The sequence below is a fragment of the Paraburkholderia sp. J8-2 genome (assembly GCF_905220195.1).
GTDB lineage: Bacteria > Pseudomonadota > Gammaproteobacteria > Burkholderiales > Burkholderiaceae > Paraburkholderia.
On record NZ_CAJMZA010000010.1, the window covers coordinates 42990 to 61517 of the forward strand.

Consider the following 18528-nt stretch of genomic DNA (forward strand, 5'->3'; position numbering starts at 1 on the left):
CACCTCACGCCGCGATGCGCAATTGCGGGGCCTGGCCAGGCTTGGGCATTGCCGCCTGCGGCTTGCCGCCCATGAAGGCTTCCATCAGCTCCTCGATCTCGGTTGCCTTTGCGGCCACCTGAGAACGAAGCACCTCGGATTCCTTCAGGTCGACGCCGGTGTGCACGGCGAGGTGACGGTTTGCCTGTTCGAGGATGTGGTTCAGCTGCGGGTCGTTGCTGAAATTCAGCTTCGGCAGCAGTCCGCACAGTTCGCGCACGTTATCGGCCACGTCGATGCGCACCCCGCCCGTCGCATACAGCCGGTTGGCCATCGCGGACACGGCATCGTAGAGACGGCGAACGATGTCCTGATTCGCGTGGTCAATCGAGCGCATGACGTGCTGGTCAATCTCCGAGCGCAGACTGGTAAGCACGTCCTCGGGCAAATCGACGCCGAACTGGCTGGCGTCCGGGAACGGCAGGACACCCATGCGCACACCAAACTTCTCGCCAAGCTGCGCGAGCGTCGGGTAGTCCGCCTCGTTGAACAGGCCATTCATTTCCTGCCGCGCCTGTTCCTTGAGGTCCAGGTAGTCGGTAAGGAAGACCTGCACGGCGAGATCGAACTCGTCCTTCATCCTGCGCATCTGTGCCGAGAACTCCATGTAGATATCGGTTGGCAGCAGACGCACGGAAAGCTGGTTGTACTCCAGCGTGTGGTCGTAGAAGTAGCGGCGGATGCGTCCACCAAGCGACACGACCTCCTTGAAGCTGGAGGCGTTCTCGGGCAGCAGGCGCTTGTTGAAGCGACCGATGCCCTTGGTGTCGTGACGGGTCTCCACCTCCTCGGTGACCTTCTCGTCGAAGCGTCGTGCGACCCACGACGAGATGGTGACCGAGCAAAGCATGACGCTCGATTGAATATCGGTGATGTTCATGGAATAACTCCAGAAAGGATATGAAATGGAATGAATCAGGAAAGGGAACAGCGACGCGGGCCGCGTGAGGAGCGCGGCCCGGAACAACGAAGAAAAGGGAGGAATCGGAACGTCAGCCGTGAATCAGCTTGCCGATCGGACCGCCTTGCGCCTTGATGAACGCATGCGTGTTCGCGATATCTGGCGTCTTGCGCAACGCGTCCGTGACCAGCAACGCGGCGAACTCACTCAGACCTGCTCCGATCAAACGCTCGGTGTAGGTGACGACGCGCTCGAAATTGGTCTCGCTCGCGTACATCGCCAGCGCCGCGCTGATTGCGTAAAGCGCCGAAGGCGCGTCCGGAATCGGAGCAACGTCGGGCGTGGCGAGGATCGCCGCCGGCGACGGCAACTGCCGGTAGATCTGGATAAACGCGAGAAGCTCGGTTGCCGCGCCCTCGCCCACCGAACCGGCGTGGGAGATCAGCTCAAGGTCCTTTGGCACCACGCCCATCGTTCTGGCGACGAAGCCCCAGCTGCGGGGACTCGGCGTTGCTTCGATGTCGCGTGACGTCTTCTGGACCGACAGCAGATCCGGGCGGAAGCGAAGGAAAGCGATGAGCTCCGGCGCAATGTCGTTCGCGACGGCCCATGCAGTCCATTCCTCGATCGTCGCCTCGAGCTCCACCACGGTGGCGAAACGCGAGATCAACGGGTCGAGGATGCCGCTCACGCCGGCGTTGTCGTTGCGGCGGTTGGTGGCCGCAAGGAACGTGACGTTGTCCGGCAGTTTGTGCTCGCCGATGCGGCGCGCGAGCAGCAGCTGCATCTTCGCGGCCTGCACCGCTGGCGAGGCCTGTCCGAGATCGTCGAGAAACCAGATCAACGGGCGCTTGCGCGGTTGCAGCGCACGTTCAAGATCCCCAAACGGCAGGAAGCGTGCGGACATGCCATCGGCCGCAGCGAACGGCAGGCCCTTCGAATCGGTCGGGTCTTCGACGACCGGATGACTGATCATCAGATCGTGGTCGACCGTGTCCGCAACCTGCGCCACGATGTCGCTCTTGCCGATGCCCGGACGCCCCGTGATCAGCACCGGAAGGCGCTTCGGAACGTAGGCGGTGAGCAGTGCGTTGAGCTGGGAAGCGTTGACTTGCATGAGAGTTTCCTTGAGAGAGAAAACCCCGAGCGAACAACGTCCCCGTCGGGAACGTTGTCCCGACAGGGTGAAGTGGGTTGCCGCATGCGCGGCATACGATGCGCCGGTAGCGCGAAAAGGCGGTTAGCGCAAGACGGCCGCGAGGGCCTCACGCTGCATGGCGTTGAGCGTCGAATACTCGACGCTCGGGGCGCCGCTGAAGATGAGGAAACCGTAGACGTCTGCCAGTGCGCGAGCTTCCGCGCACAGCACCGTCTGATCCTCATCGGATGCCGGACGACGATCACGCCAGTGATTGATCGCGCTTTCGAGCTGCGCGATCGTCACGGCGACAGGTTGCTGGTACATGGGCGATTCCTTTGCGGAAGCCCGGGAGACGCCGCGCCCGAACCGGGACGGTGTCCCTTCCAGGCGGGTTGTATTGCCGGACGCGCCGGCGGGTCGATGCGTCATGGACGCGGGTAACAGAAGCCAGTTTAGGCGTGCGCACGCGTGCGCGACCGCGCAATGCTGGGCAATTCGATACAGCTTTCGCGCGCGGCCCCCCTACGTGAGGACAAAAAAAAGCCGGCGCAAACGCGCCGGCTGGTTCAAGGGTTCAGGACAGCAACAACTTCGCCTGTGATGTCTCGCGCTCCCGGATACGGGAAAGCATGGCCGCTTCGCTCTCCCGAAGTCGACGGGTTCGCTCTTCGCCCACGCCGTTGTGCTTCTCAACGATGTAGGTGAAGTACAGCGGCCTCGCGGGACCACGCCACTGGTTCCATTCGGCGATGATCGCGGCGCGCGTCTCAGGCTCGCACACGAAATACGCTTGCCTGGCCTGACGCCAGAAACGCGCCTGCAGGTCCCGCCAACGCTGCTCGCTTTCCAGCAGCATGCGCTCGCGACGCTTGCGCTCATCGTCAACAGGGATCGTCGGGCGCGGCTGAAACTGCCCCACGAACAGCGGGTAGTCGCGCGCTATCCTCTCCGCCTCACGCGCCTCCCGGCGCAGAAAAAGTGCTTCCTTGCGGGCAGTCCAGTTGTAGCCTTCCGCGCGCGGTTCACGTTCGAATCGCATGGCTGCCTCCTATGACGCGAGGGCGCCGAGGACCGCACGCGCATAGGCGAGCGTGCCGCCTTTCGCACTGAGCCGGCGCGCCGTGCGCTCCTCCCCGCGTGCGAGGACGTACCTGACGGACGCACCGCGTCGATAACTACGGATATCCGAGTAACCCTCGCGGATCGCCCGATCGACATGCTCCACACCCGTGATAACGACGTCCTCAGGCCCCTTGTAACGGGCATGTGTGGCGGCTTCCCGCGCGTCGTGCAGGTCGCGTTCAGCTTGCGTCTCCGCCTTGCGTTGTGCGGCCTGCGCTTCCCACTGCGCCTGCTGCACCTCGTTGTAGCCGCACAGCAGGAACACCGCGCGCCGACGTGCTGCCGGCCGCACGCGCAGAAGCTTCACGCGGAGCACTTCCTCGAACGCCGTCTTGCTCGCGCGGTTGTGTTCGTCGGAAGTGTCCAGCACCTTGAGCAGTGCTTCAACGTTGCGTTCAGCGAGGCAGCGCGCCATCCGGTTGCCATACTCGAAGGTATGACGTCCCTGATCGAGACGTGCGATGTTGCATCGGTGCCGGTGCATGCGCTGGCTGATGCGACCGGCTTTCAGCTCGTTGTCGGCGTATTCGACTGAGCGCCTGCAGATGCTTGCCGCAACCAGTTCGCGAACGCGACCGGCCAACGGCGAGACAGGCTCGCCAACGTCAACCGGCTTGCTGAAGGTCTCGGGCAAGGGCAGATCGTCGATCAGGCCGTGAGCATGAAGGACATCTTCGGCGTGCGGATACGCTGGGTCGTCCGGCAGCAGGCGCGCGAGCATCGCGATGATGTCCGCATTCTGCTCGTTGACAGGCTTGCCGTTGTGGCGCATCACGGAGGCAATCGTGCGCAGCTTCGCGCCGGGGATCACCCCACGCAGGCTGGGCACACGTGCGAGCACTTCGCCCCACTCTGCGTATTCGAAAGCGCCCGGATCGGACCGGTAGGCGTCCAGCACCGGTTCCGGCACCGGCAGGTTGGCCAGCAACGCGTACGCGACGTGCAGTGAATGACGGCCCTGAGCCTCCCGTGTCCCAGGCAGACGCGGTCCGCAATAGCCGAAGCCAAAGAGCCGCTCCATCGCCTCGATGCAGATATCCGATAGCACGAAGTGCTTGCCGGCCGCGCGCGCCTCGGCGGTTGCGGCCTCGATCTGGTCCGAGGAAAGCAGCAGATTCGGATTGCGGCAAAGCTCAACGAACCCGAACAAGGCGTTCCAGTCGCTGGCGAGAATCTCCCACGGTTCGCGATGCGAGCCGTCGGGCCGCACGAAGCAGCCAGCGCGACGGATCTCGTGAAGCATTTCCGTCACGATGCTGTGCGCGGTGCCGGGCATACGCAGTGCCAGCGCGCCGTTATAGCGCGTGATGCGCTCGCCGGCTTCGGCGCCTGCCAGCCGGATGAAGCAAGTGTCGGTCTCGCGCACGCGATCGTCCCTGAACAACGGAAAGAGGCCCGCGAGCGTGGGTGAAGTCAGAACTGCATTGGGAGTGGACAAGGTATACACGGATGAAAGCTCCTGTGAGCAGGGGCCATCACCCATCGGGGCGAAAGCCCCGCGAGGGAAAGGGAAAAGCGGTGTTGGGTCAGGTCAGTCGATGTCCAGCAGCCGCGAAACGACAGCAGCAACGGCCCAGGCATACGACCGGCTCAGTACCTTGATGCGCACAAGTGGTTGGCTGAGCCAGTGACCACCAGGAGCGTCTTCAACGAAGCGAACATAGTCGATCTGGACGAGCCACCCTTCCGAGTTGCCGATCGAGATCGAAAGGCAAAGCCGGTCCAGCCGACCGCCCAACTGCGGCCAGGGCGAATCGGGGCGCGGGCCATACCGCGATTCGTTCACATCGTCGAGGATGTTTGCGGCCGAGACCCACTCAGGCTCGAGCTCGGTCCGCCACAGCTTGCGGCTGATCTGGGTAACCACCTGCCCTACCGTCTTGCCCGTGGTGTCGAAAGGCGTGGTGTCGAGCGCGCCAGGCGCGTCGAGAAGTTCAAGTGTCGAAGGCATGAATAATCTCCAGAAATGCAAAAGGCCGCACCAATGGTGCGGCCCGTGATTGGGTTTGCCAGCGGAAGCTGGCGCTACAGTGAATGTTCAGTGCGGATGCGAGCGACGCTCACGATCCGCGGCGCGACCCTTGTTCGTCATGTAGCCACCGTAGAAGTAGATGGCCAACCCGACAAACAGGGTAAAAATTCCGAAACCCATGTTCATTCTCCGTTCATGGAATCCATGCCTCTCGAAAAGAGTATCACAAACAAGAAAAGCAGAACTCCCTCGTTCAGCACTGAGGAAACGCCCCAGTTCGTCGTCGCGTGCCCGTAACCAATAGCACCCACGATCGAGGCCGCAGACAGCGTATGAGCGAACCGTCCAAACTGCTGGCGTTGCTCCTTGCTCCACGCATGCCCAAAGCGGCTGAACGGGATTACCGAGCGAGGAGGCGTCAGCGGCACAGCTTCGCCCCTTTTGAACTCCGTTCGGTCGCGAATCAACAGGTGACGGACGCCGCCTACGACCACGGTAAGTCTCGGCGGTGACTCCGTCCTGTCGCATTCGCGAAGCAGCTGCTGAAGGCGGTCGGAAACGTGCACTGTCCCGGTCGCTGGATCCAGCGTGGCGCCTTCAGAGATTTCCAGTCCGCCCGCATACTGGACGACCACAGTAACAATCTCCATTCGCGCCTCCTACCGACGCTCTGAATCGAGTCCGTTGGTAAGACGCAACGCGCCGAGAAACGCCTCGTAGCCATCGCGCGACGCGAGCTGTTCCTGACTCACTGCGTTGTCGCCGCCTCCCGACAGGTCCTTTCGGCCCCGGCGAGTGCGGAACGAGACAGCCAGGCTGCCGCGCTCGGGCGCGTCCGCAACCTCGAGCATGAGCCTCGTGGTGCGGAGCGTGACACGGCAGCCGCGGCCGCGTTCGGCCGGCTCGGTCACGATTTCGTGTTCGCCTGTGCGCAGGCGAAGGTCGCCCGCAACACGACGAAGAAAGCGCTGCGCATGATGCTTGATGCCTGCCTCCCGCGCGGCACCCGCGCTACCGCGGGACGCGTGGAAAACTTTGCTGGTGTGATTCATGAGTACCTCAAAAAGAAAACGGCGAGGTGCTCCAAAAGGAGTCACCCCGCCTTGCAGGTAAGAGAGCCGGTTATGTCCGGCGAGAATGGAAAGCGTCAGTGCGTGACGCGAATGCCAGAGCTTGTGTCCATGAGGAGCACGTGATCGCCCGGCGAGAACAACTGGTCGTCTGGTTGCGGGATGACGCGAAGCGAGCCATCCGCCTTGCGCACAATGATTTCCAGACCGGCGGTGCGCGACAGCGCGTCGCTGACGTGTTGCGCGATGAAGCCAGTCACGGCGCCTGACATGGCAGCCGCGACATAACGGCCGCTACCGTTGCCGATCGTCTTCGAACCGAGAAAGGCGCCAAGGCCTGCAGACACGAGGCCTGTCAGGCCCGAGTTGTTGCCCGGGACCTGGATCGTGATACGGCGAACGCGAACGACAGTGGCCTGCTCGAGGGCACCGGTGCGCTGGACGTCCGAACGCTGATAGACGTCAGGCGAGCCGAAGTCGGTACTTGCGCAGCCGGAGAGCACGGAAAGGACAACGATGGCGAGAAGAATGCGGATCATGGTGGTTGCCTCACGACGATGAGGGCAACCGGAGCCCGTTCGGGCAAAGGTTGCCCGAACGGGTTAGTGGTTTGGCCTGTTGGCTCTCAACAGACATAAAAGATGATGGCAGGGCCAAAGCCCGCGCGTTTACGGATGACGCGTCAGGTTGTGCAGTTCAACGTGGCCGCTGTTCACGAGCCGACGTTCGACAGCGAACGGCAGATCGTAGTCCCATTGCACGGTTGCCGTGCGATCCCTCCAGACGGAGACGATCGTACCGGCGTGAACCTGCGGGGGACTGGCCTGCACATCCTGCGCGACGATGCGCTGCTTTTCGCGAAAACCGTTGAGTTCGGAAACCTTCACGGTGGGTTGCGAGGCAGCGGAAACGTTGAGCATGGTACGGCTCCTTTGAATAAAAAGAGGGAGCCGTGTCCCGAATGGGAGTGGGCTCCCGACGGGGGTAAGAATAGGCAGAGGGACGGTTGTCCGACCGCTGAGACAAAGAGAAGCACAGCAGCAAGCCACTGTGGTCAGGTCGATGCGCAAAAGGCGCGGGGAATAGGGACAGTCTACGATCTGCGCGCTCTATACCGGACTGGAATGCTCGCCTAAACAGCCCATGTTTTACCGGTCGGCGCCACGCGCGGGGCAAAAAAAAGCGCAGCCCGCTTTCGCGGGACTGCGCTGGTTTCAAGGATTCCGGTACAGCTGTGCATCACGCACGATAACCGCGCCCCGGAACATACTGCAGCCCGCTCGAGCGCTCCGGCCATGTCAACCAGACAAACGCGATGACCAGACCGAGCACGTCGGCGGCCATCTGTGCCAGCTGGTTGATGTCGCCCGTCGCGAGATACTCGCGACCGTCGTACATGAGCGTGGACGTAACGCCGTACAGCACCACGAACACGAGCCCCAACAGGGCGCGGTTACGGGTGACCTGCGAGACGAAGTTCGACCAGAGCATGACGAACATCACGCATCCGGCGATTGCGGCTGCCAGGTGTTCGATACTGCTGGGTGCCCAGCGGCCAAGCCCCTGCACCTCCAGCACCCGCAGCCACGCATGGTGAGGCTGTGCGAAACCCCAGAACCGGTGAAGGCCGGTCGCAGCGAACAACGCCGCCGCGAACAGCATGGCCCTGAAGCGCCCGGCCGCCGTGCGGCCGAAACGCGCCTGAACAGCCGTTGAGAAAAACCTGCTCATTGAATGCTCCTTGCAGAAATAGGCAACGGTCGGCCCTCACGTTGAGGGCCGACATCATCACCATGGGAAATGAGTCACACAGACGCGTATAGCGCTGCGTGACTCGTGGAGGTCACCCTCACGCCGACTTGCGACGACGTGCGGGCTTCTTCGCGGGCGGCGCGTCGTAGCCGAAGCGCGCCCACGCATTGCGGTCAATCGGAATCGGGTTCGTGCGCCCCGTTGCGAGATTCACGAAAACACCCGAAAACGACAGGCCGCCATTTCGAAACAGCGACCAGAGCAGGTTGAACGCCTGCACCGAGATCGCCTGGTTGATAACGAGCGACTGCTTGCGCAGCGCGTCCGCCATCGAGCACGACGGCGTGTCGTCGCCCTTGTCATTCTTCGGATTCAGCAGATCCGGAAACAGGTCGCCCACGTGGGGCAGCCTGTCATGCCGGGGTTTGCCGAACTCGCCGAGAATGACCTGGCCACGGTCCGTCTCATTGCCGCAATCGAGGTAGTAGAGACACTTCCCCCGCTTCGCCGCCTGCGCGATTGCGTGACGCGCGCGCCGCGAATCGACACAGCCGACGACAATGTCAGCGTGCAGGTTGATCCGCGAATCGATGCGGCGCGGCTCAGCCACCCAGTTCGTCCCCATCAGCAGGTTGAGCCGGTTCACCAGCAACGTCGCCTTGTACTGGCCGACGTCGTTGGGATAGAAGCCCTGCCTGCCGACGTTGAACTCACTCACCGTATCGTCGTCGTACACCGTGCACTCGATACCGCCCGGGTGACCCAGCTCGATCATCGCGTGATGCAGTCGCGCGAGAGACGGCAGCAGCGCGCTTCCAGTGCCGCCTGCGCCAACAACGACGACTTTCCACGGTCCCGTGAGCATGTGTGCCGGGGTCTTGTGAAGGATCGGTCCGTTCATGCAACCTCCCCTTCCAACGCCGTCATCCATTTCTGCGGAACCGTCTGCGCGAGTTCGAACCGTCCCTTCGCGCACAAACGCAGCGCGACGGACGGGACACGATGGCAATGCCCGAGCACAAGCGCAAACTTCACGTCGTGCTGATCGTCGCGATCGTCAGTGGTCGAGAAATACGCGCGCCCGCTACCGTGCGAATGGCAATCCACCACCAGCCATTCACCATCGCGCAACTCCGGTCGCTCATAAGTCAGGTGCGCAGGACTGTGAGACAACGAAGGAAGCGGCACGAGGCGAAAGAGCCCTGTAACCACGTCCCACACAATCCATGCGCCCACCTCGTTGGGCAGCGCCGCACGCGCCATGCGTGCGAACTCCGCAATGAGTTCGGCCGGCACAGCGCCGCACGGCAATTCGGTCAGCTCGGCCGCCTCGCCATAAGGAACCGGCGTGCGCCATTCGAAGGAAGCCAGCCGGCGAACCAGCCGGATCCACGGGCGGTTGATCTCAAGGAACACGCCATTGGACGCGATGAGCAACCGCTCGCCGGGCGCGGTCATGGGTGCCACCGGCTCGCGCGTGGGCACCATCACCGAGGGAAACGAGCCCTGCAGAACGAGATCGAACGCATTCATGCCTTGCCTCCGATCGCTCCAGCGACGAGCTTGCCTGCCGTTGCTCCCTTCATCGGAACGAGCACGTCGAGCGGAAACGCCTCGAACTTGCCGTCGAGCATGTCCCGCCAGAACGCGAAGAAGCCGTCCTTGTAGTCCACGCGCTTGCCGCCGTGATTCGGATGGGTGAAGGCCGAGTTAAAAAAGCCGTCTTCCCAGCCGCCGATCGCATCAACCTCGATGCGCCGGGGAACCTGCGCCGAACCAATGCAGATCTGGCCAAAGTCCCAGGTGTTGAAGTACGGCGGTTCGAACAGCGGCGTGTCCGGTTTCGGGCGCCCGCTCTCCTTCAGCGCGAACACACGGAACCCTGACAGCGAGGCCTGAAACACCAACCCCGGATGCGCGACAACGCGACAGCGCTTGCCGAGTTCCCTGCAATTGAAGAACACGCGGCGCGGCGTCGGCGGACACCACCACGTCACCGCGGCCGACGACACACCGAGCAGGTTGGCGGGAAGAAACTCGCACTTCGGCGCTGCACTCTTCTCGAGTTGCACGAGCGTAGCGACGAGCGCGCGGCGATCGAGGGGACGGCCCGCGCCGATAATCGGACGACCGGATACGCGATCGGCAGCTACCCGGTGCACGGTCGCGTAGTGCGCGCCGTTCTCACCGGCATAAAGCAGCAACGCAGACGACAGGGAAACGTCATGGCCAGTGCGGCCAATTGAAACATCACTCATGGGAAAACTCCTGTTCAAGGGCTCACCACCAGCGCCAGCAGGCGGTCAAGGTGATGAAGCATCTGGAAGGCAAGGCTCCACTGCGCGTACTGCTCGCGGATGCCCTGTTTCGTGCTGGAAAATTCAATGAAGCAGCTGTACTCGGTCGCTTCACCGGCCTGGTACTCACCGTTTATGTAGTCGTCGAGTATCTCGATGGATCGATCGTTGGTCGCGAGCATCAAGGCGCATCCTGAGTACATTGGGCGCGAGTCGTAGCCCGTGTTCAGCAACGCACGCTTACCCGCTCGCCCGAGGAGTCGATGAAGCGCGACAAGCTCGGCGCACACGCGGGCAGGCATACCAGAAGAGCTGGCCTGCAGTTCAAGCAACTCGCGCTCGGAGAGCACGAGCCGCCTGCTGCGGCGCCCCTCCGGTCTCGACGGCGACCAGATTTCATCGGGATAGATCTCCGGGCGAACGATCGATGGGAGATGGCGTTGAACCGTCTCCTCATCCTGACCGTGGTACTCCGTCAGGAAATACCGCACGTCCTCGTCTTTCGCGCGCTCGTCACCCTCCCAGTTCATGCAGGCGAATTCCTGAAGGAACCAGCCGGGCGTGCGAATCAGGACGGTTTTTCCCGAGACCCGGTCGACGAGAGAGAAAAGCGTGTGAAGCAGGAGCGGATGGCAGGCCCTGAGTGGCTCTGCAAGCGGGCCGATTTCGTGGACCCACTCATCGGTTAGCTTCACACCAAGATGGAGCGGACCCTTCGGCTCAAATTCGTCGTTGTGCTGATAGGCGAGGCGATCCGCAACGGCGTTGGTATCGCAAAGCTCCAGCTTGACCGAGAGGTACTGCAGCGGCTGTCGCAACTGCCTTTTGAGCCAGGCGAAAAACGCCTGCTGGAAGGCGTCGGCGGGACTCGCCGGCGCGTGCACGTCCGTCGCGCGCAACGGGCCGTACCGGAACTGCTCCAGGACGATCTCGTTGACGGCGACGTCAGCACGCCACTTGAGGGTGATGCCCGATGGAACGTCGGGCGCCACATCCGGCAGCGTCAGAACACAAGGGGAAGATCGATGTCGGGGAGTGGCAAGGCGTGGCGATTGCCAGGCTTCGCACGCGCCGTCAACGACCGTTCGATCAGCGTATGAAGGATCGAGCAGCATTTGTTCATCTCGTCGTCGTATAAAAAAACCGCCCTTTCGGGCGGTTCCTGTCGGTTAAAGCTGCTGTCCGGATCGGACAGGGCCTTGAGCAATGTGTCCTTACGCATGGGAGCCCTTGGCACCCGCCGCGCGGACGAACTTGTAGCTGGCGACCTCCCCTGCGACTTCCGGCCCATCGACCGTCGCGGTCGTGAGTTCCGGGTACTGCGCCGCGTAGAGATCGCGAACCTGGTCGGGCGAAAACGCCGGACCCGGATCCACGAAGTGCATGCCGTTGTAGATAAATTCGCGAACGAGTGTGGCAACTGTGATAGCCATGGTGCGAGCCCTCACAGAAGTTCGAAGAGATCGGTCTTGCCGTCAGCGGCCGCCGGCGGTTCCGACGTTGCGGCAACCGTCGCCGGCTTACCAGCCGGGTCGCCGTCATCGTCGGTCGATTCATCGTCGTCGCCTTCGGTTACCGATGCAGGCGCGGGAAGCACTGCCTTCGATCCCTTCGACAACGCCTTCTGCGCCTTGCCCGCCTGCGACTTTTCGGCCGCCTGCAGGATCTCGTTCGTGGCGCTCACCTGCTCCGAGAGGGAACGGTGCGCGCCCTGGAACGATTGCAGGGCGGCCACAAAGCCGTCATCGAGCTCAGCCGGGAGCGCGGTCAGCACCAGGGGTTGCCGAAGCGCCGCCTCTTTCGAGTCGCCGCAAGGCATCACCACCACTGCCATCTGGTCGCCTGCCATCTTCAACTTGAGCGTGACCTTGCCGGTCTCGCGCACGATTGCTTCGAGTTGCTGGAACATAAAAACCTCTTGAAAAGAAGAACGCCGCGAGTAACGCGGCGTGAAATGGGGAATGAACCAGGGCGTACCCCGGCCGTTGTTAGAACTTGAGGACCTTCAATACCTTGCCGTCGTAGTCAAAACCCTTGACGGTCAGAAGCGCTTCGATCACCTCGGGCTTCGATTTCGCGAAGACCTTCTTGAAGTCGTCGCCCATCGCCGCGCGGATGCCGAGTTCGTCGGCCACGACCTTCATCTCCGACTTGGTGATGAGTTCGAGGAACGCTTTGTCGAGCTTCCAGTACTTCGTCAGGTCCAGCCTGTGGTGCCTGCACATCTCAGTGAGGTACTGCACGTCCACACCTTCGATAGCAGAAGCCAGCATCGCAACGATGAGGTTCTCCTGCGCGAGCGGCGTTGCCGCATTTGCGGCGGTCGCTGCCTTCCCGAAGCTGGATACCGGCGGCTTCTCGTCGAGCAGTCGCTCCCAGAGTGCGCGGAAGGCCGTCTCGCTGATGCAGCGAGCTTGCCCCGTCACGACGATCGCAATCAGGTACTGCCGAACCAGTTCGAGATTCGTCCCGATGTCGCGACGCAGCGCCTTGCGCCAGAGCGCAACGCGGTATGCCTTCACCCTTTCGGATTCGGCAACCGAAGTGGCTTCAGGCGCCGCTGCAGTGGGCTTGTCGCCCTTTGCTGGGGCCGCGGCCTTCGAAGCAGCGGTTGCCGTAGCAGCTTTCGCTGTCGCCGGTTCCGTTGCCTTTTCGCTCTTGATGCGCGCGGCAACCTTCTTCATGTTGCAGACCGTATCAAAGCACTGGCCCTTGTAGACGTTGCCAAGTGAGTCCGGCAGACCGCTCACCGCCGCACCGAAGTTCTGGCACGCGTAGCACGCTTTCGCCTGCTCTGCGCCAACACCCTTCGGACCATCCGACACGAGCTGAATGCGCGTGTGGTTGTCGCCGGGGCGCACGATGCGAACGGTCTGGTACTCGTCGCGCAGGCCTGTGGCCGTTGCTTCGAGCTGTCTTTCCGTTCTCTCGTTGTAGCAGGTGCGGTTCGTACAGCTACCAGTGCCAATCGACTCCCCAAACATCTCCGCCTGGGCGGCCGAGTTGTGCTGGCATCCGGCGCAGTCCGACTTGTCGAAGATGGCGGCCGAGAGTGAGCAAGCTGCCCGCTCCAGCACTTTCTTCAGGTCGGCGACGCTATGGCCTTCTTTCACGACGACGGGCAGAAGCTTGTCCTGCTGGTCCTTCGTGAATGCGGCGAACAGTTCGGCATGGCCGAGCTTGATGCTGCGAGTGTTGAGCGCTTCCAGAACGGATGCACTGCAGTTCATGAGTGCGAGACGGCTGTTGAGCGTCTGGAGGCTCCAGCCGAGGCGGCGTGCCGCCTCCTCTCGATCACCCTGACAGCGGCCGACGAGCTTCGCCGCGTCGACCGCTTCCTCGCCAGGCGACATATCGGAACGCTGTATGTTCTCGACAAGCGCCATTTCTTCGGCTTCAAACTCGTCGACGTACTTCACCGCAACGGGCATCTCGTAGCTCTCGCCACGTTCTTCCATAGCGGCTCTGTAGCGCCGCCCGCCGGCGATGAGTTCGTAGAACCCATCGTCGATCGGGCGAACGAGAATCGGCGTATCAACGCCACGAGCACGCACAGACGCACGCATTTCCTGCATTTCTGCGTCGTCAAAGTATGTTCGCGGGTTACGACCGAGCTTGATGCGGGACAGCGGAAGCGTAGGTTGCTGAATGAGATCTTGCATTGCGGGTCTCCTGAGAGGGAACCCGCCCCTACGGGAACAGGATTCCCGAAGGGTAAAAAAAGAATGGCCGCGAGGGCCGGTGTCGATGCGCATGGAGCGCGGTGAATATGGGAACGATAGCCCGTCGGAGCGTGGCGCGTGGGCGGAAAGATCGCCAATACGTGACGGCTTTTAAAAAAAGGGGCCCGGAGAAACGTCCGGGCCCCTGGTTCAAAACAGCGTCATCTGGTCGACGGCATCAAAGATGGAGCGCGATGCAGGGAGCGTCGCGATCGCCTCCTCGAACATGTCCGCGAGATCGGGGGCTTCGGCGCGCGGTTGTTCAAGCACCGCAACGCCGTCCGAATCGACCTCGTTGAAGTGGTTCGCCGGCGGCGTGGCCTCGACTGCGGGCAACACAGCAGCGTCGTCTTCAGGTCCTTCCGGACTGCCCATCAGTTCGCGCATCGCATCGAGCGCCTTGCGCGCACGCAGCCGGTGACTCCAGCCGCCAAGCACGTGCGCAGGTGTGAACCAGTGCCCCCATACCTCCATGGAGAGCGCGTTACCGTGCACAACGATAGCGGGGATGTGGAGCAAGGACAGTTGCAGATAGGTCATATGCACACAGCAGGGATCGATATCGATACAGGTCGCGTGCATTACCTCCTGGTAGTTCAGACCAGCATCGTGAAACGCTTCGGCCGTCGCGATGATCATGCCGCCCGCACCGCAAGCTGGCTCATGGACTCGCTCGAAGTCGCGCGAACGGGCAGCCTCTATCCTGCCGCCCATCAGCAACCCCGCCATGAGGTGCGAGATGCTGTACGGCGTAAAGAACTGCCCACTCCGTGCGTTGCCGAGATCGAGCATCATATAGGTCTCGCCGAGTATGTCGGTGAGACCACCTCCTCGAACGCCGACCGCCCGAGCCCCTGTCATCGTGGCGACTCGCACCTCGAACGACATTGTCAGCTCGGCGAGCATCGTCGGGAACCTCGCCACCTCTTCCGGCTTGTACTTCGCAACGATCTCCAGATAGCGCTTTTCGCGCGCGTCGAACTGCGCACGGTCGACGCTGTTGCTGATCGCCAGCGCTGCCAGCTCGACGAAGTCGCGAAAGACCGTGTCGAGATGATGCCCATACGAAAATTCATTGATCAAAGCGACGAGCCTGCGTTGATGCTCATCAGCCGTCGACTCGTGCTTTCTCTGTGCACTCTTGCTCATGCCCACTCCAGAATGAAAAAGGGGCATGGCCCCTGGGGGCGCGATGCCCCACAGGGATAGAAAAGACGGACCGGCAAGCGCCGGTTTGGTTCGATGCGTCGGTGACGCGGGTGATATCGCAATCGTACGTGGGAATGCTCAACGGACTCCCGTGTAAAGACCGCCGTTACGTATGGTCTTTCGGCCGGGGAAAGCAGCCCGTTATCCACAATTTCGGGTGACAAGTCTGTGGAGAACCCGGCTCCCAACGACTCACCATGCCGATATAGCGCCCATATCGGCGGGCTTTCCGGTCGCATGAGGCCGAACGTGCGCTGGAGAATGAACGCGGGCGGGCAATCAGGCCACGCTCTGTTCTGGAGATATCCATGCTGGATCTGAAAAAGCCACGAGCCTGGGCCGGCTCCCTCGTTTTCGTCGTCGCGATCAGTGCGATGGCGCTTGCCGTCCTATGGGTTCTCGCCGCGACATCGGGCCCTCACCCGAACGTTTCGCATATCGTCGTCTGCGCAGTCATCGTCGCACTCGTTATGGAAGGCATCCGGCGAGCAAAGCTAGCCGAACTTCGCAGAGATCTTGCAAAGGCCGACGACCGAGCGGTCATGAGAGTCACCCTTAACGGCATCGACATGGGAGAGGTTCCCGAGCCGCTCTTTGTGAACATGAAGCTGGTGACCGCGAACGATGCGCGCAACTACGTCGCACAGTTCTATACGATCCTTCGCGCATTCTGGCGCCATGCGGTGTACACGCTCGCCGTCACGATCGCGCTCCTTTTCGGATACTTCGCATGGAAGGGCCTCGTTGCCCCGGCCGACCTCGCCCGCGCGGCTCTCGACCTTGTCGCCTCGACGGAGGCGCACGCCGACCCGGTCCAGCGTCTGGCCGACCGGTTGCACTTGATTGCCAGCAGCGTCGTGAGCATCTATGCCATGTTCTACATGCTACTGGGCTGTATGCGACTGACCTTCGGCGCGTCCCTCTCCATCTCCAACGCGTTTCACGAGGACTTCCAGCGTCGACTGCGCCTGATCCTTGGTACACCCGCAGCGGGCGTAATGTCGTTCCACCGCGTACGAACGGCATAGCTCAACACCGCCCGTTTAGGCGCCTAAACGCTTAAACCCGGAATGGTGCACTTTTTGTGCAGCTTTCCGGGCGCAGGACAGTCGAAACCAGTTCCAAAATCCTCGCCTTTTACCTGTCCGTCTGACCCGCGTCGCGCGAAGATGAACGCATGTCCCACAACGCGTCCATTTCCGGTGTCGTTTCCTTTCGCCTGCGTCGCGTCCGCTACCTGACGGATGCAGCAGCCACGTGCGAAGGCGTCGTCACGCAGCACGACACCGCCAACGGGATGGTGACGGTGCTCAATACGGACGACGGCTCCTTTTGGCGCGGTTCGGAAAATCTCGTCGAAATCGTCGCCTGACTCCCCCTCGCTGGACAATCCAGGAGCCCCCATGTTCGACGTTTCGTTCGCTGGAGAGCGCGTGTCGCTCGCCGAGGTGCAGGAGCATCCTGCCCGCTTCGCTCGCCCCCTTGAGCGCGCCAAGGTCACACCCGGCTTCGCGCACTGCCACTGCCGCACGGACGCGCCCCGCAAGCTCGTGATTCGCCGCTACGGTTCGCTTTTTCACCTCGCTGGCTGGCCTGACGACGGCGTCCATCATGCAGAGCGATGCGACTTCCATAAGAAAGCCGTCTCGGGAGCAGGCTCGAATCCGGATAGCCGCGACGCCATCATTGCCGGCCCAAACGGGATGAACGCGCGCCTCGACGTCTCGTTGGTCCATCAGGAAACCGTATCGGGCCGGAACCGCACTACCGGCGTCTCAACTGGTGCCTCGCGGCGAGCCGCTCCTCTACTCGCCTTCCTGCAGACGCTTTGGACATGCGCCGGGCTGACCTTTTGGTTCGGTACATCGAAACACCAGGGATGGGGCGCCGTCAATGCGAGGCTGCTCGCAGGATTGGGCGACGCGGCCACTGTAAACGGATTACCCGCGCAGGACGTCCTGCATGTGATGCGCCGGTTTGAGCAACACGAACGTGACGCGATCAATGCCGAGTTCGACGCTTTCAGGAAACGGATAGTCAACGACGGAAGGGCGTCGCGGCGTGGCCTGGTCCTCGGGGAGCTCGCTGAGTTCGCCGACACCGAGTTCGGCAAGGCGATCACGCTGCGTCAGCACCCTCAGCGATATCACGCGTCGACGGCTCTTGCCGACCGCGCAGAGAAAAAGTACCGGCGTGCATTCCGCGCCATTGACAAGCCCAACGCACGTGTCATTGTCCTGCTCCTCGTCGAACGATTGACGCACCGACACCTGCGCATCGTCGATCTCGCTGCGATGCTGTGTTCTTTAGTGTTCCTGCCGTGCGATTCGATGTATGAGGTCGCAATGGCCAATCGCCTTGTGGCCGAACGCCGCCGGTTCGAAAAGCCAATCCGGATGGCCGAGGGCGACGAGATGCTACCTGACTTCGTGCTGCTGGACACGCACCCAGCAACGCACGTCGAGGTCTACGGCATGAATGGCGTAGCCGCCTACGAACGCCGCAAGGCTGAAAAGCAGGCGCAGCGTCTCTCTCGTGGCGTCCCGGCAGTCGAATGGAATGTAGACCGCGAAGAATTGAAACAGGTCCTGTTGCCGTCGCCCGTCAGGCGTACTTGACTTGGCGCAGAAGCGGTTAGGCTGGATTCGCTTCCACCGGGTCAGCCAAGAGCGCCGGTCGCAATATCGATCTATCTCCAACCGACGCGAGAAACAGCAAATGAACGACAGCACAAACGAAACAGATGGCAGCGAGGACCGTGAACTCGGCCACAGGAAAAGTTGCCGGGATGGCCGCGTCCTCTACGCCGCTGCCATCGCGCCTGCTACAACGGCGCAGCACGACCAGACGTGTAAGTGCCGGCGGCTTGGAGATTGGAAGGGTTTCCATCATCCGCTGTGCGATAAAGCCTACGAAGACGTCGCCGCTACGCCAGCGCGGATTGCCCTGGCCCAAGGGGGCGAAGCACCGTTGGAAGCCGACGCGCTCTGCGCATGCACACCGAAGCCATCGCGACAACGAGCAGCACGATTGCTGGCTACGATCGCGGCCGCGCGCTTCGATCTTCGCAAAATTTCAAGCTCCAACGAACGAAGCGCCGTTTCTACCGCGCTGGACGACGCCGAGCGCCTGGCCCGTGAGGTCATCGACAATCCCGTCCCAGACTCCGTGCGAGCCGCCCTCGAGCGCATGTGCACGCCTCTGGATCAGTCATGGCTCTCCGGCGCAACGGCGCAGGCGGACGCGAATTGTATGAAGCTCATCCGGGAATACGTCCTCGGCGGCAACGCGGCGCGAGGCTGA

General features: G+C 62.2%; 23 protein-coding genes. 4 read left to right on the forward strand and 19 right to left on the reverse strand.

The genetic code is table 11. The annotated features are described in order from the left end of the window. Positions 1-4: 4 nt before the first annotated feature. The 19 genes from U5A52_RS22040 to U5A52_RS22130 form a co-directional block, all read right to left on the reverse strand. Positions 5-919 carry a hypothetical protein gene (locus U5A52_RS22040; RefSeq protein WP_321936189.1) on the reverse strand — a complete coding sequence of 305 codons (915 nt, stop codon included), beginning with the start codon at positions 917-919 and terminating at the stop codon, positions 5-7. A gap of 112 nt (positions 920-1031) precedes the next feature. Beyond that, positions 1032-2057 (reverse strand): ATP-binding protein, encoded by a 1026-nt coding sequence (locus tag U5A52_RS22045; RefSeq protein ID WP_321936190.1) that lies wholly within the window; start codon positions 2055-2057, stop codon positions 1032-1034. Positions 2058-2180: 123 nt separating this feature from the next. Then, a complete protein-coding gene (locus U5A52_RS22050) occupies positions 2181-2405 on the reverse strand; it encodes a DUF3717 domain-containing protein (protein ID WP_321936191.1) in 225 nt (74 codons plus the stop codon). 250 nt (positions 2406-2655) lie between these two features. Then, positions 2656-3120 (reverse strand): hypothetical protein, encoded by a 465-nt coding sequence (locus U5A52_RS22055; protein ID WP_321936192.1) that lies wholly within the window; start codon positions 3118-3120, stop codon positions 2656-2658. A 9-nt stretch (positions 3121-3129) separates the two neighbouring features. Continuing rightward, positions 3130-4650: a hypothetical protein gene (locus tag U5A52_RS22060; RefSeq protein WP_321936193.1), complete on the reverse strand. Its 1521-nt coding sequence runs from the start codon at positions 4648-4650 to the stop codon at positions 3130-3132. A gap of 84 nt (positions 4651-4734) precedes the next feature. Continuing rightward, positions 4735-5154, reverse strand: coding sequence for a hypothetical protein (locus tag U5A52_RS22065; RefSeq protein ID WP_321936194.1), 420 nt, complete (start codon positions 5152-5154; stop codon positions 4735-4737). 203 nt (positions 5155-5357) lie between these two features. After that, positions 5358-5825, reverse strand: a complete 468-nt coding sequence (locus tag U5A52_RS22070; RefSeq protein ID WP_321936195.1) for a hypothetical protein — start codon at positions 5823-5825, stop codon at positions 5358-5360. Between the two features lie 9 nt (positions 5826-5834). After that, positions 5835-6227, reverse strand: a complete 393-nt coding sequence (locus U5A52_RS22075) for a hypothetical protein (protein ID WP_321936196.1) — start codon at positions 6225-6227, stop codon at positions 5835-5837. Positions 6228-6322: 95 nt separating this feature from the next. Beyond that, positions 6323-6784 carry a hypothetical protein gene (locus tag U5A52_RS22080; protein WP_321936197.1) on the reverse strand — a complete coding sequence of 154 codons (462 nt, stop codon included), beginning with the start codon at positions 6782-6784 and terminating at the stop codon, positions 6323-6325. A gap of 129 nt (positions 6785-6913) precedes the next feature. Then, complete coding sequence (locus U5A52_RS22085; protein WP_321936198.1) at positions 6914-7165, reverse strand: hypothetical protein; 252 nt, start codon at positions 7163-7165, stop codon at positions 6914-6916. A 319-nt stretch (positions 7166-7484) separates the two neighbouring features. After that, positions 7485-7976 (reverse strand): hypothetical protein, encoded by a 492-nt coding sequence (locus tag U5A52_RS22090; protein WP_321936199.1) that lies wholly within the window; start codon positions 7974-7976, stop codon positions 7485-7487. Positions 7977-8094: 118 nt separating this feature from the next. Then, positions 8095-8898: a PRTRC system ThiF family protein gene (locus U5A52_RS22095; protein ID WP_321936200.1), complete on the reverse strand. Its 804-nt coding sequence runs from the start codon at positions 8896-8898 to the stop codon at positions 8095-8097. Beyond that, the gene (locus tag U5A52_RS22100) at positions 8895-9530 is read right to left on the reverse strand and encodes a PRTRC system protein A (protein WP_321936201.1); all 636 of its coding nucleotides are present in this window, start codon (positions 9528-9530) and stop codon (positions 8895-8897) included. The genes U5A52_RS22095 and U5A52_RS22100 overlap by 4 nt, the downstream gene beginning before the upstream one ends. Further along, entirely contained in the window at positions 9527-10255 is a 729-nt protein-coding gene (locus U5A52_RS22105; protein WP_321936202.1) for a PRTRC system protein B, read from the reverse strand. The genes U5A52_RS22100 and U5A52_RS22105 overlap by 4 nt, the downstream gene beginning before the upstream one ends. A 14-nt stretch (positions 10256-10269) precedes the next feature. Beyond that, positions 10270-11409 (reverse strand): PRTRC system protein F, encoded by a 1140-nt coding sequence (locus U5A52_RS22110; protein WP_321936203.1) that lies wholly within the window; start codon positions 11407-11409, stop codon positions 10270-10272. Between the two features lie 99 nt (positions 11410-11508). Further along, the gene (locus U5A52_RS22115; RefSeq protein WP_321936204.1) at positions 11509-11727 is read right to left on the reverse strand and encodes a PRTRC system protein C; all 219 of its coding nucleotides are present in this window, start codon (positions 11725-11727) and stop codon (positions 11509-11511) included. An 11-nt stretch (positions 11728-11738) separates the two neighbouring features. Next, a complete protein-coding gene (locus U5A52_RS22120; RefSeq protein ID WP_321936205.1) occupies positions 11739-12203 on the reverse strand; it encodes a PRTRC system protein E in 465 nt (154 codons plus the stop codon). 79 nt (positions 12204-12282) lie between these two features. Beyond that, positions 12283-13956, reverse strand: coding sequence for a PRTRC system ParB family protein (locus tag U5A52_RS22125; protein ID WP_321936369.1), 1674 nt, complete (start codon positions 13954-13956; stop codon positions 12283-12285). 210 nt (positions 13957-14166) lie between these two features. Then, the gene (locus tag U5A52_RS22130) at positions 14167-15165 is read right to left on the reverse strand and encodes an N-6 DNA methylase (protein ID WP_321936370.1); all 999 of its coding nucleotides are present in this window, start codon (positions 15163-15165) and stop codon (positions 14167-14169) included. Positions 15166-15533: 368 nt separating this feature from the next. Here U5A52_RS22130 and U5A52_RS22135 point away from each other — a divergent pair, with 368 nt between their 5' ends. From U5A52_RS22135 to U5A52_RS22150, 4 genes are all read left to right on the forward strand, one after another. Continuing rightward, positions 15534-16253: a hypothetical protein gene (locus tag U5A52_RS22135; protein ID WP_321936206.1), complete on the forward strand. Its 720-nt coding sequence runs from the start codon at positions 15534-15536 to the stop codon at positions 16251-16253. Positions 16254-16402: 149 nt separating this feature from the next. Then, positions 16403-16597, forward strand: coding sequence for a hypothetical protein (locus U5A52_RS22140; protein WP_321936207.1), 195 nt, complete (start codon positions 16403-16405; stop codon positions 16595-16597). Positions 16598-16628: 31 nt separating this feature from the next. Next, positions 16629-17843, forward strand: a complete 1215-nt coding sequence (locus U5A52_RS22145; RefSeq protein ID WP_321936208.1) for a DUF1173 family protein — start codon at positions 16629-16631, stop codon at positions 17841-17843. 100 nt (positions 17844-17943) lie between these two features. After that, entirely contained in the window at positions 17944-18528 is a 585-nt protein-coding gene (locus U5A52_RS22150; protein ID WP_321936209.1) for a hypothetical protein, read from the forward strand.

What these genes read in the sequence shown, in the direction of transcription:
- U5A52_RS22040 (WP_321936189.1), bottom strand. Translation starts at nt 919, where the DNA reads ATGAACATCACCGATATTCAATCGAGCGTCATGCTTTGCTCGGTCACC.
- U5A52_RS22045 (WP_321936190.1), bottom strand. Translation starts at nt 2,057, where the DNA reads ATGCAAGTCAACGCTTCCCAGCTCAACGCACTGCTCACCGCCTACGTT.
- U5A52_RS22050 (WP_321936191.1), bottom strand. Translation starts at nt 2,405, where the DNA reads ATGTACCAGCAACCTGTCGCCGTGACGATCGCGCAGCTCGAAAGCGCG.
- U5A52_RS22055 (WP_321936192.1), bottom strand. Translation starts at nt 3,120, where the DNA reads ATGCGATTCGAACGTGAACCGCGCGCGGAAGGCTACAACTGGACTGCC.
- U5A52_RS22065 (WP_321936194.1), bottom strand. Translation starts at nt 5,154, where the DNA reads ATGCCTTCGACACTTGAACTTCTCGACGCGCCTGGCGCGCTCGACACC.
- U5A52_RS22070 (WP_321936195.1), bottom strand. Translation starts at nt 5,825, where the DNA reads ATGGAGATTGTTACTGTGGTCGTCCAGTATGCGGGCGGACTGGAAATC.
- U5A52_RS22075 (WP_321936196.1), bottom strand. Translation starts at nt 6,227, where the DNA reads ATGAATCACACCAGCAAAGTTTTCCACGCGTCCCGCGGTAGCGCGGGT.
- U5A52_RS22080 (WP_321936197.1), bottom strand. Translation starts at nt 6,784, where the DNA reads ATGATCCGCATTCTTCTCGCCATCGTTGTCCTTTCCGTGCTCTCCGGC.
- U5A52_RS22085 (WP_321936198.1), bottom strand. Translation starts at nt 7,165, where the DNA reads ATGCTCAACGTTTCCGCTGCCTCGCAACCCACCGTGAAGGTTTCCGAA.
- U5A52_RS22090 (WP_321936199.1), bottom strand. Translation starts at nt 7,976, where the DNA reads ATGAGCAGGTTTTTCTCAACGGCTGTTCAGGCGCGTTTCGGCCGCACG.
- U5A52_RS22095 (WP_321936200.1), bottom strand. Translation starts at nt 8,898, where the DNA reads ATGAACGGACCGATCCTTCACAAGACCCCGGCACACATGCTCACGGGA.
- U5A52_RS22100 (WP_321936201.1), bottom strand. Translation starts at nt 9,530, where the DNA reads ATGAATGCGTTCGATCTCGTTCTGCAGGGCTCGTTTCCCTCGGTGATG.
- U5A52_RS22105 (WP_321936202.1), bottom strand. Translation starts at nt 10,255, where the DNA reads ATGAGTGATGTTTCAATTGGCCGCACTGGCCATGACGTTTCCCTGTCG.
- U5A52_RS22110 (WP_321936203.1), bottom strand. Translation starts at nt 11,409, where the DNA reads ATGCTGCTCGATCCTTCATACGCTGATCGAACGGTCGTTGACGGCGCG.
- U5A52_RS22115 (WP_321936204.1), bottom strand. Translation starts at nt 11,727, where the DNA reads ATGGCTATCACAGTTGCCACACTCGTTCGCGAATTTATCTACAACGGC.
- U5A52_RS22120 (WP_321936205.1), bottom strand. Translation starts at nt 12,203, where the DNA reads ATGTTCCAGCAACTCGAAGCAATCGTGCGCGAGACCGGCAAGGTCACG.
- U5A52_RS22125 (WP_321936369.1), bottom strand. Translation starts at nt 13,956, where the DNA reads ATGCAAGATCTCATTCAGCAACCTACGCTTCCGCTGTCCCGCATCAAG.
- U5A52_RS22130 (WP_321936370.1), bottom strand. Translation starts at nt 15,165, where the DNA reads ATGAGCAAGAGTGCACAGAGAAAGCACGAGTCGACGGCTGATGAGCAT.
- U5A52_RS22135 (WP_321936206.1), top strand. Translation starts at nt 15,534, where the DNA reads ATGCTGGATCTGAAAAAGCCACGAGCCTGGGCCGGCTCCCTCGTTTTC.
- U5A52_RS22140 (WP_321936207.1), top strand. Translation starts at nt 16,403, where the DNA reads ATGTCCCACAACGCGTCCATTTCCGGTGTCGTTTCCTTTCGCCTGCGT.
- U5A52_RS22145 (WP_321936208.1), top strand. Translation starts at nt 16,629, where the DNA reads ATGTTCGACGTTTCGTTCGCTGGAGAGCGCGTGTCGCTCGCCGAGGTG.
- U5A52_RS22150 (WP_321936209.1), top strand. Translation starts at nt 17,944, where the DNA reads ATGAACGACAGCACAAACGAAACAGATGGCAGCGAGGACCGTGAACTC.